The 21249-nt window shown below is 55.2% G+C and carries 18 protein-coding genes; 4 read left to right on the forward strand and 14 right to left on the reverse strand.

The annotated features are described in order from the left end of the window. Positions 1-44 precede the first annotated feature (44 nt). The 5 genes from prpB to LVJ83_RS02790 form a co-directional block, all read right to left on the reverse strand. The gene (gene prpB, locus LVJ83_RS02770; RefSeq protein WP_244786098.1) at positions 45-926 is read right to left on the reverse strand and encodes a methylisocitrate lyase; all 882 of its coding nucleotides are present in this window, start codon (positions 924-926) and stop codon (positions 45-47) included. A gap of 527 nt (positions 927-1453) precedes the next feature. Then, positions 1454-1909 carry a recombination regulator RecX gene (recX, locus tag LVJ83_RS02775; RefSeq protein ID WP_244786100.1) on the reverse strand — a complete coding sequence of 152 codons (456 nt, stop codon included), beginning with the start codon at positions 1907-1909 and terminating at the stop codon, positions 1454-1456. A gap of 268 nt (positions 1910-2177) precedes the next feature. Then, complete coding sequence (locus LVJ83_RS02780) at positions 2178-2891, reverse strand: phosphoglycolate phosphatase (RefSeq protein WP_244786102.1); 714 nt, start codon at positions 2889-2891, stop codon at positions 2178-2180. A gap of 119 nt (positions 2892-3010) precedes the next feature. Further along, positions 3011-4408 (reverse strand): hexose-6-phosphate:phosphate antiporter, encoded by a 1398-nt coding sequence (gene uhpT, locus LVJ83_RS02785; RefSeq protein ID WP_244786104.1) that lies wholly within the window; start codon positions 4406-4408, stop codon positions 3011-3013. Positions 4409-4858: 450 nt separating this feature from the next. Then, positions 4859-6076: an aspartate kinase gene (locus LVJ83_RS02790; RefSeq protein ID WP_244786106.1), complete on the reverse strand. Its 1218-nt coding sequence runs from the start codon at positions 6074-6076 to the stop codon at positions 4859-4861. Between the two features lie 329 nt (positions 6077-6405). Here LVJ83_RS02790 and LVJ83_RS02795 point away from each other — a divergent pair, with 329 nt between their 5' ends. The 3 genes from LVJ83_RS02795 to LVJ83_RS02805 all read left to right on the forward strand — a co-directional run bounded on the left by LVJ83_RS02795 (position 6406) and on the right by LVJ83_RS02805 (position 7897). After that, complete coding sequence (locus LVJ83_RS02795) at positions 6406-6756, forward strand: helix-turn-helix domain-containing protein (RefSeq protein WP_244786108.1); 351 nt, start codon at positions 6406-6408, stop codon at positions 6754-6756. After that, positions 6741-7562 (forward strand): IS3 family transposase, encoded by an 822-nt coding sequence (locus LVJ83_RS02800; RefSeq protein WP_244787612.1) that lies wholly within the window; start codon positions 6741-6743, stop codon positions 7560-7562. The genes LVJ83_RS02795 and LVJ83_RS02800 overlap by 16 nt, the downstream gene beginning before the upstream one ends. A gap of 167 nt (positions 7563-7729) precedes the next feature. Next, positions 7730-7897, forward strand: a complete 168-nt coding sequence (locus tag LVJ83_RS02805; RefSeq protein ID WP_244786110.1) for a hypothetical protein — start codon at positions 7730-7732, stop codon at positions 7895-7897. A gap of 57 nt (positions 7898-7954) precedes the next feature. On the opposite strand, the gene LVJ83_RS02810 is transcribed toward LVJ83_RS02805, so the two are convergent. The 9 genes from LVJ83_RS02810 to LVJ83_RS02850 all read right to left on the reverse strand — a co-directional run bounded on the left by LVJ83_RS02810 (position 7955) and on the right by LVJ83_RS02850 (position 20554). Further along, positions 7955-8962 carry an FAD:protein FMN transferase gene (locus tag LVJ83_RS02810; RefSeq protein WP_244786112.1) on the reverse strand — a complete coding sequence of 336 codons (1008 nt, stop codon included), beginning with the start codon at positions 8960-8962 and terminating at the stop codon, positions 7955-7957. Between the two features lie 174 nt (positions 8963-9136). Next, positions 9137-9634, reverse strand: coding sequence for a nitrous oxide reductase accessory protein NosL (locus LVJ83_RS02815; RefSeq protein ID WP_244786114.1), 498 nt, complete (start codon positions 9632-9634; stop codon positions 9137-9139). Further along, on the reverse strand, positions 9631-10461 hold the full coding sequence (locus LVJ83_RS02820; protein WP_244786116.1) for an ABC transporter permease: 831 nt from the start codon (positions 10459-10461) through the stop codon (positions 9631-9633). The genes LVJ83_RS02815 and LVJ83_RS02820 overlap by 4 nt, the downstream gene beginning before the upstream one ends. After that, on the reverse strand, positions 10458-11357 hold the full coding sequence (locus tag LVJ83_RS02825; protein ID WP_244786118.1) for an ABC transporter ATP-binding protein: 900 nt from the start codon (positions 11355-11357) through the stop codon (positions 10458-10460). Before LVJ83_RS02825 ends, LVJ83_RS02820 begins: the two co-directional genes overlap by 4 nt. Further along, a complete protein-coding gene (locus LVJ83_RS02830; RefSeq protein WP_244786120.1) occupies positions 11354-12649 on the reverse strand; it encodes a nitrous oxide reductase family maturation protein NosD in 1296 nt (431 codons plus the stop codon). Before LVJ83_RS02830 ends, LVJ83_RS02825 begins: the two co-directional genes overlap by 4 nt. Positions 12650-12797: 148 nt before the next feature. Beyond that, complete coding sequence (gene nosZ, locus LVJ83_RS02835) at positions 12798-14747, reverse strand: TAT-dependent nitrous-oxide reductase (RefSeq protein ID WP_244786122.1); 1950 nt, start codon at positions 14745-14747, stop codon at positions 12798-12800. An 85-nt stretch (positions 14748-14832) separates the two neighbouring features. Then, positions 14833-17169 carry a 4Fe-4S binding protein gene (locus LVJ83_RS02840; RefSeq protein WP_425316015.1) on the reverse strand — a complete coding sequence of 779 codons (2337 nt, stop codon included), beginning with the start codon at positions 17167-17169 and terminating at the stop codon, positions 14833-14835. A 393-nt stretch (positions 17170-17562) separates the two neighbouring features. Continuing rightward, the gene (locus tag LVJ83_RS02845) at positions 17563-18162 is read right to left on the reverse strand and encodes a class I SAM-dependent methyltransferase (RefSeq protein WP_244786124.1); all 600 of its coding nucleotides are present in this window, start codon (positions 18160-18162) and stop codon (positions 17563-17565) included. 379 nt (positions 18163-18541) lie between these two features. Beyond that, positions 18542-20554, reverse strand: a complete 2013-nt coding sequence (locus tag LVJ83_RS02850) for an NADPH-dependent 2,4-dienoyl-CoA reductase (RefSeq protein WP_244786126.1) — start codon at positions 20552-20554, stop codon at positions 18542-18544. 177 nt (positions 20555-20731) lie between these two features. Between LVJ83_RS02850 and LVJ83_RS02855 the strand changes: the two genes are divergently transcribed. Next, the gene (locus LVJ83_RS02855; RefSeq protein ID WP_244786128.1) at positions 20732-21154 is read left to right on the forward strand and encodes an acyl-CoA thioesterase; all 423 of its coding nucleotides are present in this window, start codon (positions 20732-20734) and stop codon (positions 21152-21154) included. The last annotated feature ends 95 nt before the right edge of the window (positions 21155-21249 follow it).

Below are 21249 nucleotides of genomic sequence, written 5' to 3' on the forward strand. Positions count from 1 at the left end.
CTGTTTATCTTGAGCGGATAACAGCGCGGGAAAGTGAAAAAGGTTTATGGGTTTTCGCTGAAAAGTTTGTCGAGCTTTTGTTCGTAGTCGTGATAGCCGAGAAAATCGTAAAGCGCCATGCGCGTTTGCATGGTATCGACTACGTTTTGCTGATGGCCGTCGCGGCGGATGGCTTCATATACGCCCAGCGCGGCTTGGCTGGCGGCGCGGAACGATGAGAGCGGATACAGCACCAGCGACACGCCGGCCTCGCCCAATTCTTGCTGCGAATAAAGCGGGGTGGCGCCGAATTCGGTGATGTTGGCCAACACCGGCACATTCACCGCATCGGCAAATTGGCGGTACATCGATAATTCGGTAATCGCTTCGGGGAAAATCATATCGGCACCGGCTTCTACGCAGGCTTGGGCGCGGTCGATAGCCGATTGCAGCCCTTCCACCGCCAGCGCATCGGTGCGCGCCATAATCACGAAATTTTCATCGGTGCGCGCATCCACGGCGGCCTTCACGCGGTCGACCATTTCGGCTGGCGATACGATGGCTTTGTTGGGGCGGTGGCCGCAGCGTTTTTGGGCGACTTGGTCTTCGATGTGCACAGCGGCCACACCGGCGCGCTCGAAATTGCGGATGGTGCGGGCGATGTTGAATGCGCCGCCCCAGCCCACATCGATATCGACCAACAGCGGCGTATCGACATTGTCGGTGATGCGGCGGGCATCAATCAGCACATCTTCCATGGTGGTAATGCCCAAATCGGGAATGCCGCAAGAGCAGGCGGCCACACCGCCGCCGGAGAGATAAATGGCTTTAAAGCCGCTTTGGGTGGCCAAACGCGCGAAATAGGCGTTGACGCAGCCGACTACGGCCAGCGGGGTTTCTTCTTGAACGGCTTGGCGGAATTTTGCCCCGGCAGATTGAAGGGTCATGTTTGGTTCTCCATACTGAATGTTTTTCTTGTGTAGTTGAATGTAGTAAGTTTTAAAAATGCTGTAAAACGCTATTTTTTTATGGTCGCCATCAGCAAAAATGATGAACGTGCGGCAAATGCTTATCGGATAAGGGATTGCAGTTTTGGTGATGTATTGTGGTAACGGGTAAAAATGATAATATATGTTTGATTCGAATTTTTTTGAATGATTTTTTCATTGAAACGGCGATTTATGATTATTTATGATGATAATGATTCAGGCCGTCTGAAAGCGTTATTTGATGCTGATGGTATTTTGGCGGCTTTCATGCCCATTCACAAAAGTTAAGCGGACAAGGCGGCAAACCGAAAACAATGCGCACATATGGCAAGGCGAGCCAATGCTGTTAGCTTACTGTTGTGAATGGGTATCAGACGGCTGCGGTATAAGGCTGCGTATGCATGTTTGCGGTGCATTTGTACGCGGCGGTGAGGTTTGACTAAGCAGTGGGAAGCCCGGTATGCGGGCGGCGGTTTCGGGCAGGCTCAATCCGCTGCGGTTTCATCCCAAGCGGTTTTCAAGGCGCTGTGAATCACGTCCATATCAAAACCGCGATAGGCGAGAAAGCGCGCCTGCTTTTGTTTTTCCTGTAAATCGGCGGCGGGCTGTTTGAATTTTTTGCGCAATACAGCAATTGCGGCGGCTTGCTCGGTATCGCGGTCGGGCATCAGTGCACGGGTGATTTCTTCGCTGACGCCTTTGGCCGCCAAGGCCTGTTTGAGCCGCAGTTTGCCGTGTTGGCGGCTTTTGCTGTGGATATAGGCCTCGGCATAGCGTGTGTCGGACTGCCAATGGCGTTCGGCAAATTCGTTTAACACGCTTTCGATTTCCTCTTCGCTTTCTGCATAAGGCGCCAGCTTGCGTTTGAGTTCGGCGCGGCTGATTTCGCGGCGGGAGAGGATATCCATGGCGCGGGCGCGTAGGGATTTTTCGGGTTTCATAGGCGGCGTGGTTGTTTGTTGGCTGGAGGCCGTCTGAATAATCCATTCACAAAAATAAGCTCAGGCGTTGACCCGCTGCCTTACCGGAATGGGGAGGAACGACGTTGGGATGCCTTAGATTTATTGAGGCCGTCTGAAATATTTTGAGCGCATCAACCCATTAAAACCATTGCGATGACACCGATTGGCGGGTATGGGCGCCGATGCTCGAATCGTCAGCCGTTTTTCAGGCGGCCTGCCGCTCATGCGTTTTCAGACGGCATCTGCTTCATTCGCCTTGATCTTTCTGCGGGCGCAGGTTTTCATAGATTTCGGGCAGGCTGCCGATCAGCCAGTCGGGCTTGGTATCGGGGTTGTGCACCAATTCCTGCATATCGCCATAGCCGAAGGTGACGCCCACGCTCATGCAGCCGGCGGCTTTGGCGGCCAGAATATCGTTGGCCGAATCGCCCACCATCAGCATGTCGGCAGGGCTGATGTTCAATACTTCGGCGGCATGCAGCAGCGGCAGCGGGCTGGGCTTTTTTTCGGCCAGGCTGTCGCCGCCGAGTATCAGGCTGAAGTAGTCGACCAGGCCGAGCTGTTGTAAGAGTTCGACGGCGAGGATTTCGTTTTTGTTGGTAACCACTACCAGCGGAATGCCCAGTGATTTGAGCAGGCCGAGGCCGGTTTCGGTTTCAGGATAGGGGCGGGTGAGGTCGCTCAAATGGTCGCGGTAGTGGCGGATAAAAAAGCTGAAGCCTTGTTCCCATTCGCTTTGGGGGGCTTGCCGGTCGCGGCTGTGGGTGAGCACGCGGTGCACGAGGTTGGCGATGCCGTCGCCCACGTAGCTCTCTACAGTGGCTTGCGGCAGCGGGCTTTTACCCAAGTGTGCGCGCATGGCGTTGGCGGCGGCGGCAAGGTCGGGAACGGAATCGCACAGCGTGCCGTCGAGGTCGAAGGCAACGGCTTGCACATGTTCGATGGCAGCTTGGGTTGTCATGGTGTAAACCTGATGGATTTTGAAAAAGCCATTGTAGCATTTTTCCATATAAAAGGCCGTCTGAAAGCCATCGGCAGGCTTTCAGACGGCCTTTCATCTCTATTTGAACAATGGCTTTATCAAGGCCGGGTCAGTTGTTTGCTCACCTGGCGGATGCGCCGTTCTTCGCCGAAAGCCACCAGCGTGAGCAGGCCGATGCCGATGAAAAGGGCGATGTAAAACACCACAAACACATCCGACCAGCCGTGCAGCGTGTGGCCAAACACGGTTAAGCCGCTGCGTTCGGGGTCGGCGATGGCGGCCAGACCCACTTTGGCGATAGAGTCGCCAAACAGATAGCCGAATGTGCCGGTCATGCCGTTGGCCACGCTGATGCCTTTTTTCGGCACAAAGCCTACCAATGAAATGCCGATTAACAGTTGCGGGCCGAAAATCAGCGCGCCCAGCAAGAATAAGGAAATATTAACCATCATCACGCTGGTGGCGTTGCGGTAGAGCATCACCACAAAAATAATCGCCACCATGCAGGCCACGGCTACAGCGGCGCGGCGGCCGTTGAGTTTGTCGGATACATAACCCCAGCTCATGCTGGCCAGAATCGCGCCCACCTCGAAATAGAAAATGGTGTTGACCGCGTCGAGTTTGTCGAAGCCCAATGCTTCGGTTACATACAGCGGCGCCCAGTTGTCGATGCCGATGCGCACGATATACACAAACACATTGGCGATACATAAAATCCAAATCCACGGATTACGCAACACAAATTGCTTGAATGCCTGCCACATCGGCATTTCGTCGGCCTGGTTGTTTTCTGCTTCCACAGGTTCGCCAAAGATTTCTTCACAGCGGTTCCAGCCCAGCTCTTCCGGGTCGTCTTTGCCGATAAAGAGGCCGGCCACACCGATAATCAGCGCAATCACAGCGGGGAAAATAAACATGCCCAATACATTGCCGCCGAAAAACGTGTTGGCGCCCCATAACGCCAGCATACCGGCAAGGGCGCCGCCGACATTGTGCGACATATTCCAAAAGCCCAAATAACGGCCGCGTTCGGTGCGCGGCGCCCAGCGCGAGATGGTGGAATAAGAAGCCGGGCCGCCGGCCGCCTGAAACACGCCGTTTAAGCCCCAAAGCACCACGAAAATGCCGATTACCGAGCCGTAGGCACTCAGCAGCAGGCCCATGGCCAATACGGTGAGCGCTGCGCCGATCAGCATCACCGAAATCGATTTTTTGGTGTTTTTGTCGCTGATGTAATAGCCGACCGCTGTTTTGCCGAGGCCGTAGGTGATGCTGAAGGCCAGGCCGATATAGCCCAGCTCAAGCGTAGAGAGGCCGAGCTGCTCTTTCATCATCGGCTGGGCGGCTTTGAAGTTGTTTCTAATCAGATACATACACATGTATGTGAGAAAGACCACCATAAAGGCTTTTAAAAACTGGCGCAGCCACATGCGCCGCTGTTCGGCGATGGGAATGCCTTTGTTGGGGATTTTCTTAATAGCGAGAAATTCTGACATGATGGTTCCTGATGAGTTTTATGTGGCAGAAATATTACGCTTTTGTGATAGGGTGCGACATGGCCGTTTTTTGAGCAAAATCAAGATTTTTATTTATTAATAAAATAATGCCGCTGTTGGGTTAAAAAACAGCAGATTGAATAGCTTGTTCAGCAGAATCAGTGCCTTATTTGTAGTGGAAAGGCAACAGTTTTTAAGATATATGTGAATATAATGATGGCGCAGTCGGGCGGAATGATTTGAGGCCGGTGCAATCATGTCTATTTGCAAAAATAACCTAACCGCGTGGGCTCGCCGGCTCAGAAGCATTTGTCGGATACCGGCATCCGATCTATCGCACGCCGTCTTGTTGGCTTACTTTTGTGAATGGATATTGTTTTGAAAACAAGTAAAGGCCGTCTGAAAGCGTTGCGGGCTTTCAGACGGCCTGTTGGCCGACAATCAATCGGTTCAGCCCAAATCAAAGGCTTTATGCAATACGCGGGTGGCCAGCTCCATATATTTTTCGTCGATCAGCACCGATACTTTGATTTCGGAGGTGGAAATCATCTCGATGTTGATGCCTTCTTCGGCCAGGGTGCGGAACATTTTCGAGGCCACGCCCACGTGCGAGCGCATGCCCAAGCCGACAATAGATACTTTGCAAACGCTGTCGTTGCCGTCGATTTCGGCGGCGCCCAGGCTTTCCTGCATTTTTTCCATCAATTCCAGCGTGGGCTGGTAATCGCCGCGCGGCACGGTGAACGAGAAATCGGTGGTGCCTTCCGCGCCTACGTTTTGAATAATCATGTCTACTTCGACATTGGCCTCGGCCACGCCGCCGAGAATCTGATAGGCCACGCCGGGTTTGTCGGGCACGCCGCGCACGTTGATGCGGGCCTGGTTTTTGTCGAATGCGATACCGGATACGGCAGCTCTTTCCATGTTGTTGTCCTCTTCAAAGGTAATCAGGGTGCCTTCGCCGCCGTCAGTCAGGCTGCTTAATACGCGCAGGCGCACTTTGTATTTGCCGGCGAATTCTACCGAGCGGATTTGCAATACTTTCGAGCCCAGGCTGGCCAGCTCGAGCATTTCTTCGAAAGTGATGGTGTCGAGGCGGCGCGCTTCGGGCACCACGCGCGGGTCGGTGGTGTATACGCCGTCGACATCGGTGTAAATCTGGCATTCGTCGGCTTGGAGTGCGGCAGCCAGGGCAACGGCAGAGGTGTCGGAGCCGCCGCGGCCGAGGGTGGCGATGTCGCCGTTGCTGTCGACGCCTTGGAAACCGGCCACAATCACTACTTTGCCTTGTTGCAAATCGGCGCGCATTTTTGCATCGTCGATTTCTTCGATGCGCGCTTTGGTGTGGGCGGTGTCAGTTTTTACCGCTACCTGCCAGCCGGTATAGCTCTTGGCAGGCACGCCGATGTTTTTCAGTGCCATCGCCAAAAGGCCGATGGTGACTTGTTCGCCGGTCGACAATACCACGTCCAGCTCGCGCGGGTCGGGGAAGTCTTGCATTTCCTGCGCCAGCGCCACCAGGCGGTTGGTTTCGCCGCTCATGGCAGACACCACCACCACCACATCGTGGCCTTCGGCGCGGGTTTTGGCAATGCGGTTGGCTACGTTTTTGATGCGCTCGGCGGAACCTACCGAAGTGCCGCCGTATTTTTGTACGATTAACGCCATGTGCTCATGCTTTCTTGCTGAAAAGGAGATAAAAAACCATCAGATTGCTGTAATCTGCGAATATTTGAAACATTATTACTATTTTTTACACGAATGACAAGGTTCATTCGGTTTTAAATTGAATTTAAGCGCAGGTGTGGCGCAATACTGTGCTATCAGGCTGAATGATGGGCAATATTCTGCTTTTGTGTGTGGTGGATTGTAAACAAAATAAGGCTGTTTTGCTGAATTAAAGTATAAGATGGCGGGATTGTAAAAGGCCGTCTGATTTTGAACTGTACCCCAAAAGTTGGACACCCCCACCAACCCATGAAAGGTACAGTTTTCTTATGTCCAAATACAGCCTACACTTCAAACATCAGGCCGTGATGCGTTATTATGCACTCAGAAGCCAACAACGCACCGCAGACGAGCTTCAAATATCCCGAACCCACTTACGCCGATGGATTGCCGCCTACGAGCGAGCAGGCATCCCCGCGCTGGAGCACCCCCAAAGCACCATGTCCAAACAACGCAAAAACCCCTTTATTACCGACAAGCCCGATGCCGAAAAAACACAGGCAGAGCTATTAGAAGAAGTCGCCTACCTCAGAGCGGAGAACGCCTATCTAAAAAAGCTCGATGCGCTGATGAAGCGCGCAAACCCAACCGAGAAAAAGCCCGCATCATCGAAGCATTAAAAACAGAACACCCGCTAAAATATCTTTGCGAATCTGCCGAACTGTCACACAGCAGCTTCTACTTCAGCAGAAAAAGCAACCAAAAGCCCGACAAAGATCAGGCAGATATGGAAGCAGTATACGCCGTTTACCAGCAGCACAAAGGCTGTTACGGACAAAGGCGCATTGCCGCCGCACTGTCATGGAACACCAAGAAAGCAGCGCGGCTGATGAAAAAAATGAATTTGAAAGCCCTCGTCAGAGCCAAGCGAAAATACCACCCGCCGGCGATGGGCGAAACATCCGAGAATCTGTTGAAGCGCAACTTTAGCGCCAACACACCCGACGAGAAATGGCTGACCGATGTCACCGAATTCAAATGCGACGGTCAAAAGCTGTATCTGTCGCCGATACTCGATTTGTATAACCGCGAAATCCGCAGCTATCACCTGTCGCGCCGCCCGAACAGCGAAATGGTAACGACCATGCTGTCACAGGCAGTGGCGCAACTGGGCGCACGCAAACCGATGCTGCACTCCGACCAGGGCGTATTGTATCGTTGCCATGCGTATCGTGAGCAATTGGCAGAGGCAGGCATCACCCAAAGCATGTCGCGCAAAGGCAATTGCTGGGATAATGCGCCGATGGAGAGTTTTTTCGCAATATTGAAGACGGAATGTTTCTACAACCGGACTTTTGCTTCGATAGAGGAATTGGAGGCGGAAATACATGACTATATCCGCTACTACAATCATGAGCGATTGAGTTTGAATTTGAAAAAACTGAGCCCTGTGGCATACAGAACTCAGTTTGCAACCGCCGCTTGAAGCGTGATTGATTCAGCGGTTTGAAAATGTCCAAGATTTGGGGGGCAGTTCAACTGCATTTTTACCGTTTCAGACGGCCTTAATCTATCGGCATCGCTGTGGGCGCTGATGATAATACCATTCACAAAAATAACCTAAAAGTGTTAGGGGGTCCGGACAATTTGTTTATGAGGGGATTTTTGTTCCTGAAAATGCAGATGCCGGGCAAAAAACGCACCAAGATTGGACATCTTGCGAGGCTTTTTAACGCAGCAGATGCGTTTTCAGGGGCAAAATACACCCGTAAATCGAATGGCCCGGACACCCTAGCCCGCCTGGTTAGCTTACGTTTGTGAATGGGCAGTAAGCAGGCTTTAAGTTGAGCAGCAACCAAGTCAAAGCAAATTTCACGGCTATATTGTTTCGATTTGCCCGTCAGTCATCACCAGCCATGCTTTTACTGCTGCTGTTTGGGCAACGGCGGCGCGGATATCGGCCGCGCTGCTGACCGCAAATGCGGTAGAAAGCGCATCGGCGGCGGCGGCGTTGTCTGCCATCACGCTGACGCTGCGGTAACGCGGGCTGCTGCTGCCGCTTTTCGGGTCAAACAAGTGGGTGAATCGGCCGGCTTCATCGAGCATGGTGCCGTAGCCGCCCGAAGTGGCCAGCGCCTGATTTTGCAGCGGCACTTTCAACAACAGGGCGCCGGCATAATCGGGATGGCGGATGCCGGCCTGCCACACATCGCGGCGGTGCGTATCCAAACCGCGGATTTCGCCCATGTCGACCAGCGCGCGTTCCAGCCCGGCTTCGCGCAGCATGTCGGTGATGCGGTCGGTGATGTAGCCCTGCGCAATACCGTTAAACGACAACGCCATGCCGGGCTTGGCAAAATGTATGTTTTTATTGTCGAAATGCACGCTGCCGAAATCAACCAGGCTCAATGCGCGTTGCAACACGGCGGCATCGGGCGCGCTGCGGCGGTCGGGCTGCTGTGCGAAATGGCGGGCATAAGCCGCCCACAAGGGCTGGATGCTGGGGTCGAATGCGCCTTGCGTGAGCGCGTGGATTTCGCGGCTGCGGCTCAACACCGCCAGCAGATCGGCCGGCGGGTTGTTCAGACGGCCTGTGCGGTTGAGGCGCGTGAGTATGCTGTCTTCCCGATACAGGCTGAAGATTTTTTCCAACCGCGCCACTTCGGCCACGGCTTTTTGAATCAGGCTTGCGGCAAAGCTTTTATCGGGATGGTAAATACGCAATTCGGCATCGGCACCGAGAGCGATGCCGCGCCATATTGTCGGTTTGGGGGCAGATGCATGCCAACTGCCGACGGCGCGGGCGGCAAACGGGGTGGCGGCCACCGCAGCCACCGCGGCGGTGATGCCGATAAAGCGGCGGCGGGTCAATCGGGCGGTGTTCATGGTTTGTTCCTTATATGAAGGCACTGCGGGCAATCATTGGGTTTCATGCCCATTCACAAAAATAACCTAACGGCGTTAGCTCGCCTTGTTAGCTTGCTTTTGTGAATGGGTTTCAGACGGCCTTGCGGTTTGCGGATGTTGGACATCAGCGGTTTCAGTTTTTCAGACGGCCTGTTATTTGAAAATAAACGATTCCGGCATGTCGTCAAAACGCACCACGCGGCCGCCGTGTTGTGCGGCAAACTGCTGTGCTTTGGCTTGTTCGGCAAACGGCAGCGCATCTTCCGCGCCCATACCGCCGACAAAATTGCTTTCAATCACGTAATAAGCCCGGTAGGCATCGGTCCAGGCATCATCGGCATTGGGGGTGTTCCAGTCGGCCACCTGCCCCATATCGGTCACGTAAATGGCAGCGATGCCTTTGGGCTCTTCCGGCAGCCGGGTGTAGCCGAACATCTGGTTGATGGTGGAAAACCACACCGGTTTATCGGCTTGGCCGTTGAGAAATATCTGCGCCTTGGGGCCGTTGTGTTCGGCCAGGTTCATGGTGCAATAATGGCCGACGGCGGCATCGGTAATCGGCTGCGGCGCGGGCGGTGGTGCGGTTTCGTTGCTGCCGCCGCAAGCGGCCAGCCACAGGGCGGTGGCTAGGGAGAGGATGATTTTTTTCATATTTGTCGCTTTCTGAAAATCCAGGCGGCCAGCGCAAACGGCACGGCAATCCACAATAGTTGCACCGCCAACAACAGCGGTGTGCCCAAATGGATTTGTTCGCTCAATCCGGCCATACCGGCATACATGGCGGTGTTTTCGTAGCCGGTGAGGTTGAGCAGGCGGTAAACATCGGCCGGGTTAAACAGCAAAACAGTTTCGAGCATGGGCGCGGTAATGGTTTGCCGGCTGTCGGCCACCAGTATGCCGAGCAGCGCCATATCGAAAATCACCACAAAAAACAGCCACACACCGATGGCAATGCCTGCCGCCGTGCCGCGCTCTTTCACTTTGGCGCTGATTAAATAACCCATGGCCAGAAAAGCCGCACCGAGCAGCACGCTGGCGGCAATTAAGAGCGCAAACGGCCGCCAGGCAGCCAAATCCAGGCCGCCGTACGCCAGTTGCAGCGCGATGCCGGCGAGGCCGTAGCCCAACGTGGTGGCGAGGGTGAGGATAATCAGATGGCCGATAAACTTGCCCACCAGCACCTGCCAGCGCGACACCGGATAACTCAACAACAGCGCCATGGTGCCGCGTTCGATTTCGCCGATCACCGCATCGTAGGCCAGCAGCATGGCAATCAGCGGAATCAGAAAAATCGACAGGCTCGACAGGCTCACTACGGTCACCGTGAGCGGATCGGCTTTCACCGAGCCGGTGGGCGAGCTGCCGAGAAAACCCAGCGACAATGCCAATGCGGCCAGCAGCAAGGTGGCGGCCAGCACCCAACGGTTGCGCAGGCTGTCGCGCACTTCTTTACCGGTCATAATCCATACGGGGTTCATACGTCCTCCCGTTGCAAAAACTGTGCATACATATCGTCCAGCGTGGGGGTGCGGATATCGAGCGCGGCGATATTGTCGATGCTGCCCAATTCGCGCAACACCGCCATTTTGTCTTCCGAACGGCATTGTGTGGAACAATAAAGGCCGTCTGAACGCTGCCAATGCGCCGGTAGCGCGGTATCTTGCTTCAACTGTGCGCGGATATGCACCGGCAGACCGCTTTGCGCCTGCAATTGGCTCATGCTGCCGTCGGCCACTTTGCTGCCGTTTTTCATCACCACGATGCGGTCGGCGTGGCCGTCGAGCTCTGCCAATGCGTGTGTGCTCAGCAGCACTGACGTGCCCCCGCTGCTCAAGGTTTTGATGATTTCGTAAAACATCTGCCGCGAAGCAGGGTCAAGGCCGGTGGTGGGTTCGTCCAGCAGCAGCACTTTGGGCCGGCCCAGCAAAGCCTGCGCCAGCGCCAACCGTTGCCGCATGCCTTTGGAATAAGTGCCGACACGGCGCCCTGCCGCTTGGGCAATGCCCACACGGGCAAGCAAATCGGCATTGCCTGCCACGGGCTGTTTTTTCAGTTTGGCGTAAAAATCCAGCGTTTCCCGGCCGGTGAGCGAGGGGTGCAGCGCCACGGTTTCAGGCAGGTAGCCGACTTGGCTGCGCTGCTGTGTGCCGGAGCCGCCGGCAATATTCTGCCCCAGCAGGTGCACTTCGCCGGCGCTGGGCGTAATCAGACCGAGCATCAGCTTGATGATGGTGGATTTGCCGGCGCCGTTGTGACCGGCCAAGCCCACACATTCGCCCGCATTCAGGCTCAAATCTATTTGTTTGACGGCATCACGGCCGCCATAGCGTTTGCTCACGCCGCGCAATACCACATGCTGTGTGTGCCCGTTCATTGCGGCTCCTTATGTTGTCGGTATTGTTGGAGAGTGGGGTTTTTAGGCGGCCTCATCAAAGGTTTGCTGTCGGCCACGCCGCCGGGCAGAATCGCGGGAAACTGCGACTGTGCCCATTTCACGATGCTGACCGCCGGGCTGTTCATCAGCAGCCGTGCCACCGGTGCGCGCCACACGATTTGGTCGATGATGCCGTTGGGACGGTAGGCGGTGTCGGCAATACCGTCGCCGTCGAGGTCGAAGGCGCTGTTGTCGCTCCAATAATTGCCGCGCCCGTTTTCTTCGCCGTCGCTCCATTCGATATGGCGGGTGCCCACGTATTTCACCTGGCTTTGGTTGCGGATAAAGGCATTGTTGAAAATGCGGTTGCCCTCGGCGGCGGCGGTAAAATGAATGCCCATGCCGCAGTTTTCAAAATGGTTGCCGCTGATGGTGTTGTAGTTGGCATTGTAGATAAACACGCATTTTTCTGCTTTGTCGACCACATTGCCGCTGATGTCGGAATGGTTGGCATAATTCAGCATCAGGCCTTGGTCGCGGCTGTTGGCGGCAATATTGTTGCGGATTTTCAAGCGCTCGGAAAACATAATCGCATAGCCGATATTGTTGCCGTCTGAAACATTGCCGCTCACTTCGCTATCGTTGGTATACATATAGTGAACGGCATAGCGCAAACGGGTGAAACGGTTGTTTTTATAAATATTTTTGGTGCTGGTATTGGAAAAAATGCCATCGCGCCCTTCGGAAATATCGTTATCCGACACCTCGGCGCCGGGCGCATTCCACACGGTTACGCCGTTGCCGCGCTCGTTTACACGCAGTTTGGTGTCGCCGACAATGCGGTTGCTTTTCACCAGCGCCCCGGCAGCACCGTGGATATACACGCCGACGGAGTTTTCCAGAATATCATTGTGCAGCACCCGCGCACGCTCGGCGCTTTGGCTGAGAAACACGCCGGCATCCATCGCGGGCAGGCTCAAGCCTGAACGGGTGATGGTGAGGCGGCTCAGACCGACATCGGGCGCGGTCACTTCGATGGTACGGCCGCTGCGGTCGCCCTCGATTTTGGCCGTGCGCGCCGGCGGCCCTTCGATGTTTAAAGGTTTGTCGATAACCAGCTTGCCGCGATAAAGCCCCGCAGCCAGGCGCAAGGTGTCGCCTGCCCGGGCGCGTGCAACGGCTTGTTGCAAATCGCTGCCGGCCGGCACATCGATAACGGCGGCCGCAGCCGCTTGGCACAAGCCCGAAGCGGCGGCCAGCCATAAGGCTGTTTTCAGAGCATTCGACATCATTGGTGTGTTTATTTTCGGTTGTAAAATAATAACGGCCAAGCCATTGATAAATAAATCGGTATGGAAAAGGCCGTCTGAAAAAGCTGCGCTGCGCCTGCTGTTGCTGTTGCCGCTTCGGCTTTCAGACGGCCTGCTGTTATGCAGCGGTTTATTTCGGTTTAACGTTCATCTGACCTGACATTTCCATATGCAGTGCGTGGCAGAACCATTGGCAGTAATACCAGTGCACACCCGGGCGCGCGGCGGTAAAGGTTACCGATGCGGTGGCTTGCGGGCCGATTTCCATGGCGATACCGTAGCCTTCCAGCGTGAAGCCGTGGGTGAGGTCTTCAATGGTTTCCATATTGGTGACCACCACGGTCACTTCATCGCCTTCGCTCACTTCAAAGCTGGGCACACTGAACACCGGCGCAACGGCGGTCATGTATACGCGCACTTTGTTGCCTTCGCGAATCACATTGGCGGCACGCTCCAGCTCCACACCGTCTTTTTTCGCCATTTCCAGCGTTTCTTCCCACATCCACGGGTCATTGCGGTCCCACGTTTGTTTCGGGTGCACTTTTGATGCCGCCACCAGCAGCATATCGTGCGGCTCGGCAAAGCTGGGGCCGTCGTGCACCAGCTTCATTTCATCGCCCGAAATATCAATCAGCTGGTCGTTTTCAGGCTTCAGGGGGCCGACATTCAAGAAGCGGTCTTTCGAGAATTTGTTTAACGACACCAGCCATTTGCCGTCGGCTTCTTTGGTTTCGCCCATGGTGGTGTGGTTGTGGCCGGGCTGATAATGCACATCGAGCTTCTGCACAATCGGGTCGACTTTTTCGCCGCCGTAAGCTTTGATGGCTTTTTCGATGTCCCATTTCACGATTTGGCTGTCGATAAACAGCGTGGTATAGGCAAAACCGCGGCCGTCGAATGCGGTGTGCAGCGGCCCCAAGCCCAATTGCGGCTCGGCCACCACCACATCGCGCGGCTGAATTTTGCCGGCAAACAAATCATCCAAGCGGCTCACATCGAGCACGGTTACCGTGGGCGACAATTTGCCGTTGAGCATGATGTATTTGCCGTCGGGCGAGGCATTGCAGCCGTGCGGCGAATTGGGCACGGGAATATAGCGGGTGTAGGGCGAATTGGCTTCGGCGCGGCCGTCTACCACTTTCACGCCGCCGAGCTCTTTAAAATCACCGTTTTTGATGCCCTCTTCAATGGCGGCGATATTAAACACTACGCACCAGTCTTGCTCGTTGGCCGAAGCTTCGTTAACCGTCAGGCCTTTTTCCGAGTTGTAACAGGTGGCAAACGAATATTTGCCCTGATAGTCGGCATCGCCGTTGTCGAGGTTGCCGTCTACCATCACCTGCCAGGCCACTTCCATGGTTTCGCCGTCAACCGCCGTATACACCGCCCAATAATTTTTCTGCGGGTCGGTCATATTGCGGCCGTCATTCGGAATCGGCACGATATGCTCGCCGTTGGCAAACACATAACCGGTTTTCGGATAACGCTGCGGGCGCAGGCCGTGTACGCCTGATATATTGGGAATCTCGACAATTTTGTCGGTTTTCATCACATCGCACCGGATGCGCGCCACGCGGTTGTTGGCCTTATCATTTACATAAATATAGCGGCCGTCGTAAGTTTGGTCGGTAAACGACATATGCGGGTGGTGCAAATCGCCGTTAGGCAGCACCGGCATATTGCTTTGCTGCAAAAACGTACGGGTTTCCGGCGTGATGCCGGCATTCAGAATGCGGCGGCTCTCGTTGGTGCGCCCCCAGCCGGTGGCGCTGTCCATATTAAACACCGGAATCCGCATCAATTCGCGCATCGAAGGCACGCCCAACACGCGCACTTCGCCCGACTGGCCGCCTGAATTGAAGGCATAATATTGGTCGAGCTCGCCCGGCCCCACATAATCGCTGTGGCCCGCAGCAGCCGACGAACCGGCCGCACCGCTGGCCGCACCGCCTTCACTGCTGTTGGAACACCCCGCCAAGCCCAGCAGGCTTGCACCCGCCAAGCCGGCACCCGATGCGGCCGCCGTGCCCAAAAACGAGCGGCGGCTCAAACCGGTTTGGTTTAATTTATCATCCGACATACTAACTCTCCTTGATTGAAGCGGCATCGCGCCTACTTTCAGACGGCCTGCCGTAACGGGTTAAACTGCTTTTCAAACAACATCTTTATCGGGCTGTATCCGACGGTTTTTCAGACGGCCTTTTGTCTACAAAATGAATCACCTGCTCCTGCTGCGCCTGTGCGCGCCGCTGCGCATCCAATTCGGCTTTGGCCGCCGCCTGCTTTTGCTTTTTCTTGTTGACCTGCACCACATGCGGGCAGTCGGTTTGGTGGTGGTAGAGCATCTGGCAGTGCAAACATTGAATGCATTCGTTGGGGTCGATATCGCCTTCGGGGTGAATCGCCTGCACCGGGCAATCGTGCGCACAGCGCTGGCAGGGGTTGCCGCACATCGGATAGCGGCGCAGCCAGTCAAACACGCGCAAACGGGCGGGAATCGCCAGCGCTGCGCCGAGCGGGCACAGATAGCGGCAATAAAAACGCTCGATAAACAAACCGGCCAGCAGCAGCACCAGCGCAAACGCCACAAACCACCATTCGCGGACAAATTTCAGAATAATCGCGGTTTTAAACGGCTCCACTTCCGATAATTTTTCCGCCAACCCCAATTCATACAGCGACACGCCGAACAGCACCATGAAAATCACATATTTCAGCGCCGCCATGCGGGTATGCACGCCATGCGGCACCACAATCTGTTTCACGCCCAGCTTTTTGGCGATGCGGTTGAGCAATTCCTGCAACGAACCAAACGGGCACAGCCAGCCGCAAAATGCGCCGCGGTTCCAAAACAAAATCGAAATGGCGGTGGCGCACCACAAGATAAACACCAGCGGATCCATCAGAAAATATTCCCATGAAAACCCGGTGCGCAAAGCTGTGGTAAAGGTGAGCACATTCACCACCGAAAGCTGCGCCTGCGCATACCAGCCGATATAAAACAGGCTGAAAGTGAGATAAACCAAGCGGAAGCGGTCGTAGAATTTCGGATATTTGGTGAGCGTATCCTGAAAGAAAAACACCGCCACCAGAATCAGCAGCGACAGCGCCACCACGCCGATCTGCCAGCGTTTGCCCTGCCAAATCTGCTTCCACAATTGTGAAGACGGTTCGCCCTCAGCCGCAGCGGCCGCACCCGCAACGGCATCTGTGCCCGGCGGTGTTACCGCGGCGGCAACCGCTACCGGCTCGCCGTCGGGGTCATCCACGGTATAGGGCTGCGGCAATTGGTAGTTTAAATCAGCGGTGACAAAAGCCTTGTCGTTCACACTCAACACGCGCTGAATCATCAGCTGCAAACGCCACGGCTCGGCGGCGTCGAATTTCACCTCTTCCGGCACGGTAAACAGCGCGATTTCTTTAAAATGCGGCGCACCGGCAGCATCAAACGCAGGCAGGCGCTGATGGTTGAGGTCGGTAAAACGGAAGCTTTCATCGCCCTGCACCACTTCGATGCGGTCGAAAATACCGCCGCGCACATAGCCCGAACCTTTAAACGAATAACGCCCTTCGCCCGCCACCACCACGGCCTGTTGGCCGGGTTTCAGACGGCCTTGCAAATCGTTCCAACCCGCTTCACCAAGCAGGCTTTTACCAATAGCCGGCTGGCTTACCAGCGCTGTATAGAGGTCGACAAAAGTATCGTCATCGGCACCTTTTTCCGGGTGCGCCGCCGCCCCGGCTTTACCGCCCGCAGCAAAAGCCTTGTTGACATCGGCCACCGTCATATGCAAGCGGGCGATGGCGCCCTCGTTAAGCAGCGCCTGCCATGATTGCACATCGGCTTTTTCCTGATTCACCAAACGGTGCGGCCGGGTTTGCACCGTCGCCGCCGCTTCGGAAGCGCCGCCTGCCGCTGCGTTGGCGGTTGCACCTGCCGTGGCCGTGCCGATGCCGTATTGCTGCGACAGTGTGCGCATCGAGCGGTAGATGCTGTCGTTAATCACCATCAGCGTTACCGTGGCGCCGCTGATGATGTCGGCCGGCGCCTGATTGTCGGGGGCAGGCGAACGAATCAGATTCAGCCCCACATAAGCCCCGATAAACGCATCCACTTTCGATTGCGGAATGCCGATCAACACAATCGGCTCGTGGTGTTCGACCAGCTTCGCGCCCTTGATGGTGCCGTCGTCGGCCACCCCCACCAAAATATCAATCGGCTTGCTCGAATAGCCGCGCGTGTTGACTACATCGGTGGTCACATACACATAGCCCAGCGGCTCTTCGCCCTGAAACACCCGCGCCACCATCGGCTTGCCTTCCGGCGCGCCAAAACGGTCGGCGCCCGGAAAAATATCTGCCGGCTGCGTTTGAGGCAGAAATTCAGGCAGGCGCTCGGCCATTGCCTGCGGCACACACAACAGCAACGCCGTCAATACCAAAAATGCCGCCGCCCCACGCCTGCATGCGGCCTGAATCCTGCTTATGATTTCAGCAGACATGATTGCCCCAATACCCATACTCGAATATTCATATTATAGGCATGATTAACATAGCTTTACTTGACAGACATCAAGGTTGGCAAGCTTAATGCCGAATGAAGTCGTTTCAATAAACAAATAAAATTTAATATTTTTTTTGAACAAAACTTCTTTTGCCATGATCAAGCCAATAAAAACACCGAATCAAACTACATTTTACTACATATATTTAAAATGAAACTTTATAGGCATAAAAAAGGCCGTCTGAACGTTTCAGACGGCCTCATATAGTGGAATGAAAAAACACGAGATACAAGGCAGCAAGGCACAGCAACGCCGCCGCACTTTTTATTGATTCACTGTATCATGCTATTGAATATTGAAATTACCCTCTCCGTTGGCAGAAGCCCTGCCTCATGGCTTGCGCCCGAGCAGGTAAATGACCGCGCTTTTGCCCCGATGGCGGCTGCCTTCACTCAAATCGCGCTCGATTTCTTCGGCCACCAGCCATTCCAGGCCGTGAAATGCGGTTTGCATTTGCGCCAGCGTGCCGAGCATGGCGGCATCTTTGGGGCCGCCGGTGCCGAGCGCAATTTGGTCGGGATGGTAAAACACACCGGCAAACATTCCGCCCGCTTGCAAAGCACCGATTATGCGCTGCGCAATTTGCGTGCGCTCCGGCTCGATAAAATGGCAAAACACGCTGGTTATCACGGCATACTGTTCAGACGGCCACGCCATGTCGGCAATATTTTGCTGCCGCGTATCGAAACGCACACCTTTTTCGGCAGCCAGTTTTTGCGCTTTGGCCAAGCCCACCGCCGACATATCCACGCCCTCGGCCTGAAAACCGTGTTGCGCCAGAAACACGCCGTTGCGGCCTTCGCCCGTGGCCAAATCCAACGCCCGCCCGCCTTGGGGCAGCTGCGGCAGAACTCGGGCGATAAATTCGTTCGGCGCCGTGCCGAACACATAGTCATCGGTTAAATAACGCTCATCCCACTTGGTCATCATTGCCCTATCCATTCGATTTTCAGACGGCCTTTAATATAACATTAAAAAGCATGATATATAGATGCGGATTGGATTTGTTGTTCAGACGGCCTGTTTAGGAATGCAGAGAGGCCGTCTGAAAACATGGCATTTATTATGAGACTTTTAGAATGCAGTTGTGAATGAGTGATTTCAGGGTGTCCTGACCATTCAGAATGACTCAGATTTTTTGTGGTAAAAGTGCAGATGCCAGGCAAAAAACGCAGCAAGATTGAGCATCTTGCGAGGCTTTTTAACGCAGCAGATGCGTTTCAGGGGCAAAATACACCCGTAAATCGAATGGTCCGGACACCCTAGGATGGCCAGCCGCCAAGTTTGCTTCTGCCCTCTAAAAATCCCCCTAAACCGCCAAACCCAATTCCGTGCCCGCTTTAATTGCGCGTTTGGCGTCCAGCTCTGCCGCCACGTCTGCGCCGCCGATAATGTGCACCGGTTTGCCCAACGCTTCGCATTCGGCCTGCAAACTGCGGTTCGGCTCTTGCCCGGCGCAGATAACGACATTATCCACCGGCAATACTTGCGCTTCGCCGTTGCGGCGGATATGCAGGCCGTCTGAATCGATTTTCACGTATTCGATGCCGCCCCACATCTTCACGCCTTTGTGTTTCAACACGGTGCGGTGAATCCAGCCGGTGGTTTTGCCCAGATTGCGCCCCACCATGCCTTCTTTGCGTTGCAGCAGCCAGATTTCGCGCGCCGACGGCGGCAGCTGCGGTTGTGGCGACAATAAGGCGCCGCGTTTGCTCATGCCCTCGTCAATCTGCCATTCCCGGCGAAACAGTTCGGGCGACAAGGCGCTGTCGGCGCCTTCGTGGCTGAGGTATTCGGCGGTGTCGAAGCCGATACCGCCCGCACCGATAACCGCCACGCGTTTGCCGACGGGCTTTTTGTCGCGCAATACATCCAGATAGCTCAACACTTCAGGGCGTTCGCTGCCGGGCAGATTGATTTGGCGCGGCACAATACCGCTGGCGAGCACAATTTCATCAAAACTCTGCAAATCAGCAGCGCCGACCGTGCGCCCCAATTGGCGCGCCACGCCCAAATCGTTCAATATCTGATCGAAATAGCGCAGCGTTTCGTTGAATTCGGGCTTGCCGGGAATTTGCTTGGCCACATTGAGCTGGCCGCCGATTTGGGCTTGCGCATCAAACAATGTCACACTGTGCCCGCGTTCTGCGGCGGTTTTGGCAAACGCCATTCCCGCAGGGCCGGCGCCGACTACGGCGATGTTTTTCAGCGTTTGCGGCGGTTTGACTTCCAATTGCAATTCGTGGCAGGCAAACGGGTTGACCAAGCAAGAGGTCAGCTTGCCGGCAAAAATATGGTCGAGGCAGGCCTGGTTGCAGGCGATACAGGTGTTGATGCGGGTATCGTCGCCGGCAACGGCCTTGCCCACCCACGCCGCATCGGCCAGAAACGGGCGCGCCAGGCAAACGGCATCGGCCAAGCCCTGCTGCAACACGGCTTCGGCGGTTTCGGGCATATTGATGCGGTTGGTGGCAATAACGGGAATATGGCTGATTTGCTTGAGTTTGCCGGTAAATTCGGCAAACGCGGCACGCGGCACCGAAGTGGCGATGGTGGGAATACGCGCTTCATGCCAGCCGATGCCGGTGTTAAACATATCCGCGCCCACCGCTTCGATTTCAGCCGCCAATACCACATTTTCATCCCATGTGGAGCCGTTTTCCACCAAGTCGAGCAGCGAAATGCGGTAAACAATCAGAAATTCTTCGCCACAGGCGGCGCGGATGCCGGCCACGATTTCACGCGCAAAACGGCGGCGGTTTTCAGCGCTGCCGCCATATTCGTCATCGCGCGTGTTGGTGCAGGGCGCGAGAAACTGATTAATCAGATAGCCTTCGCTGCCCATTACCTCCACGCCGTCATAACCTGCTTCTCGAGCAAGCCGGGCGCAGGCGATATAGTCGGCCACGGTTTGGCGCACTTCCCCGGTGGTGAGCGCGCGCGGTTTGGCCGGATTAATCGGCGCCTGAATGGCACTGGGCGCGACCGGCTCGCGGCTGATGGCATAGCGGCCGGTATGCAGAATCTGCATGCAGATTTTCGCGCCGTGGGCATGCACGGCTTCGGTGACCGTGCGGTGCCACGCCACTTCCTCGGCGTTGGTGAGCTTGGCGCCGCCCTCGGTAACCGCACCTTCGGCATTGGGGCCGATGCCGCCGGTGATAATCAGCGCCACGCCGTTTTTCGCCCGCTCGGCATAAAACGCAGCCAAATGTTCCGCCCCTTCGGGGTGTTCTTCAAAGCCCGTGTGCATCGAGCCCATAATCACGCGGTTGCGCAAGGTGTGGTGCGGCAACACCAAGGGGGTAGCCAGTGTTCTCATTGATTGCTCCTGTTTTATTATTTTCAGACTTTAATGTAGCACGACAGATTGAAAAAAACAGCTGTTTGAATGCTTTTAAATAAAGCAAATGCTCAAAAGGCCGTCTGAAAACATAAGGTTTTCAGACGGCCTCCGATATGCTAACTTCGATTTACCACAATAAAAAGGAGCAACCCGATGACGAAACGCACACCTGCGCATTACCCGATTCTCACCACCGACACCATCCGCTACGGCGACACCGACTGCCAAGGCCATGTCAACAACGCGGTGTTTTCCACCTTTATCGAAACCGGCCGCTCCGAAATCCTCTACCGCCAACAGCCGCCGCTCTGCCCCGAGGGCACGCAATTTGTGATTGCGCGGCTGGAAATCGACTATCTGCGCGAGATTTTATGGCCGGGCGAAATCGTATGCGGCACGGCAGTAGCCAAAGTGGGCAACAGCAGCGTGCGGCTGGTGCAAAGCCTGTTTTGCAACGGCGAAGAAGCCGCCTATGCCGAAAGCGTGATTGTGCTCACCGATAAAACCAGCCGCCAATCCTGCACCATCAGCGACGAAGCCCGCGAACGTTTGCTGGCACTGGGCTTGCGCGGCTAAAAGCATTTGCAGTATTCAAACACTGAGGCCGTCTGAAATATCGATGATTTCAGACGGCCTCAAAACGGGCAGATTGCTTGATGCTTTAAACCAAT

This window comes from Uruburuella testudinis (assembly GCF_022870865.1).
Lineage (GTDB): Bacteria > Pseudomonadota > Gammaproteobacteria > Burkholderiales > Neisseriaceae > Neisseria > Neisseria testudinis.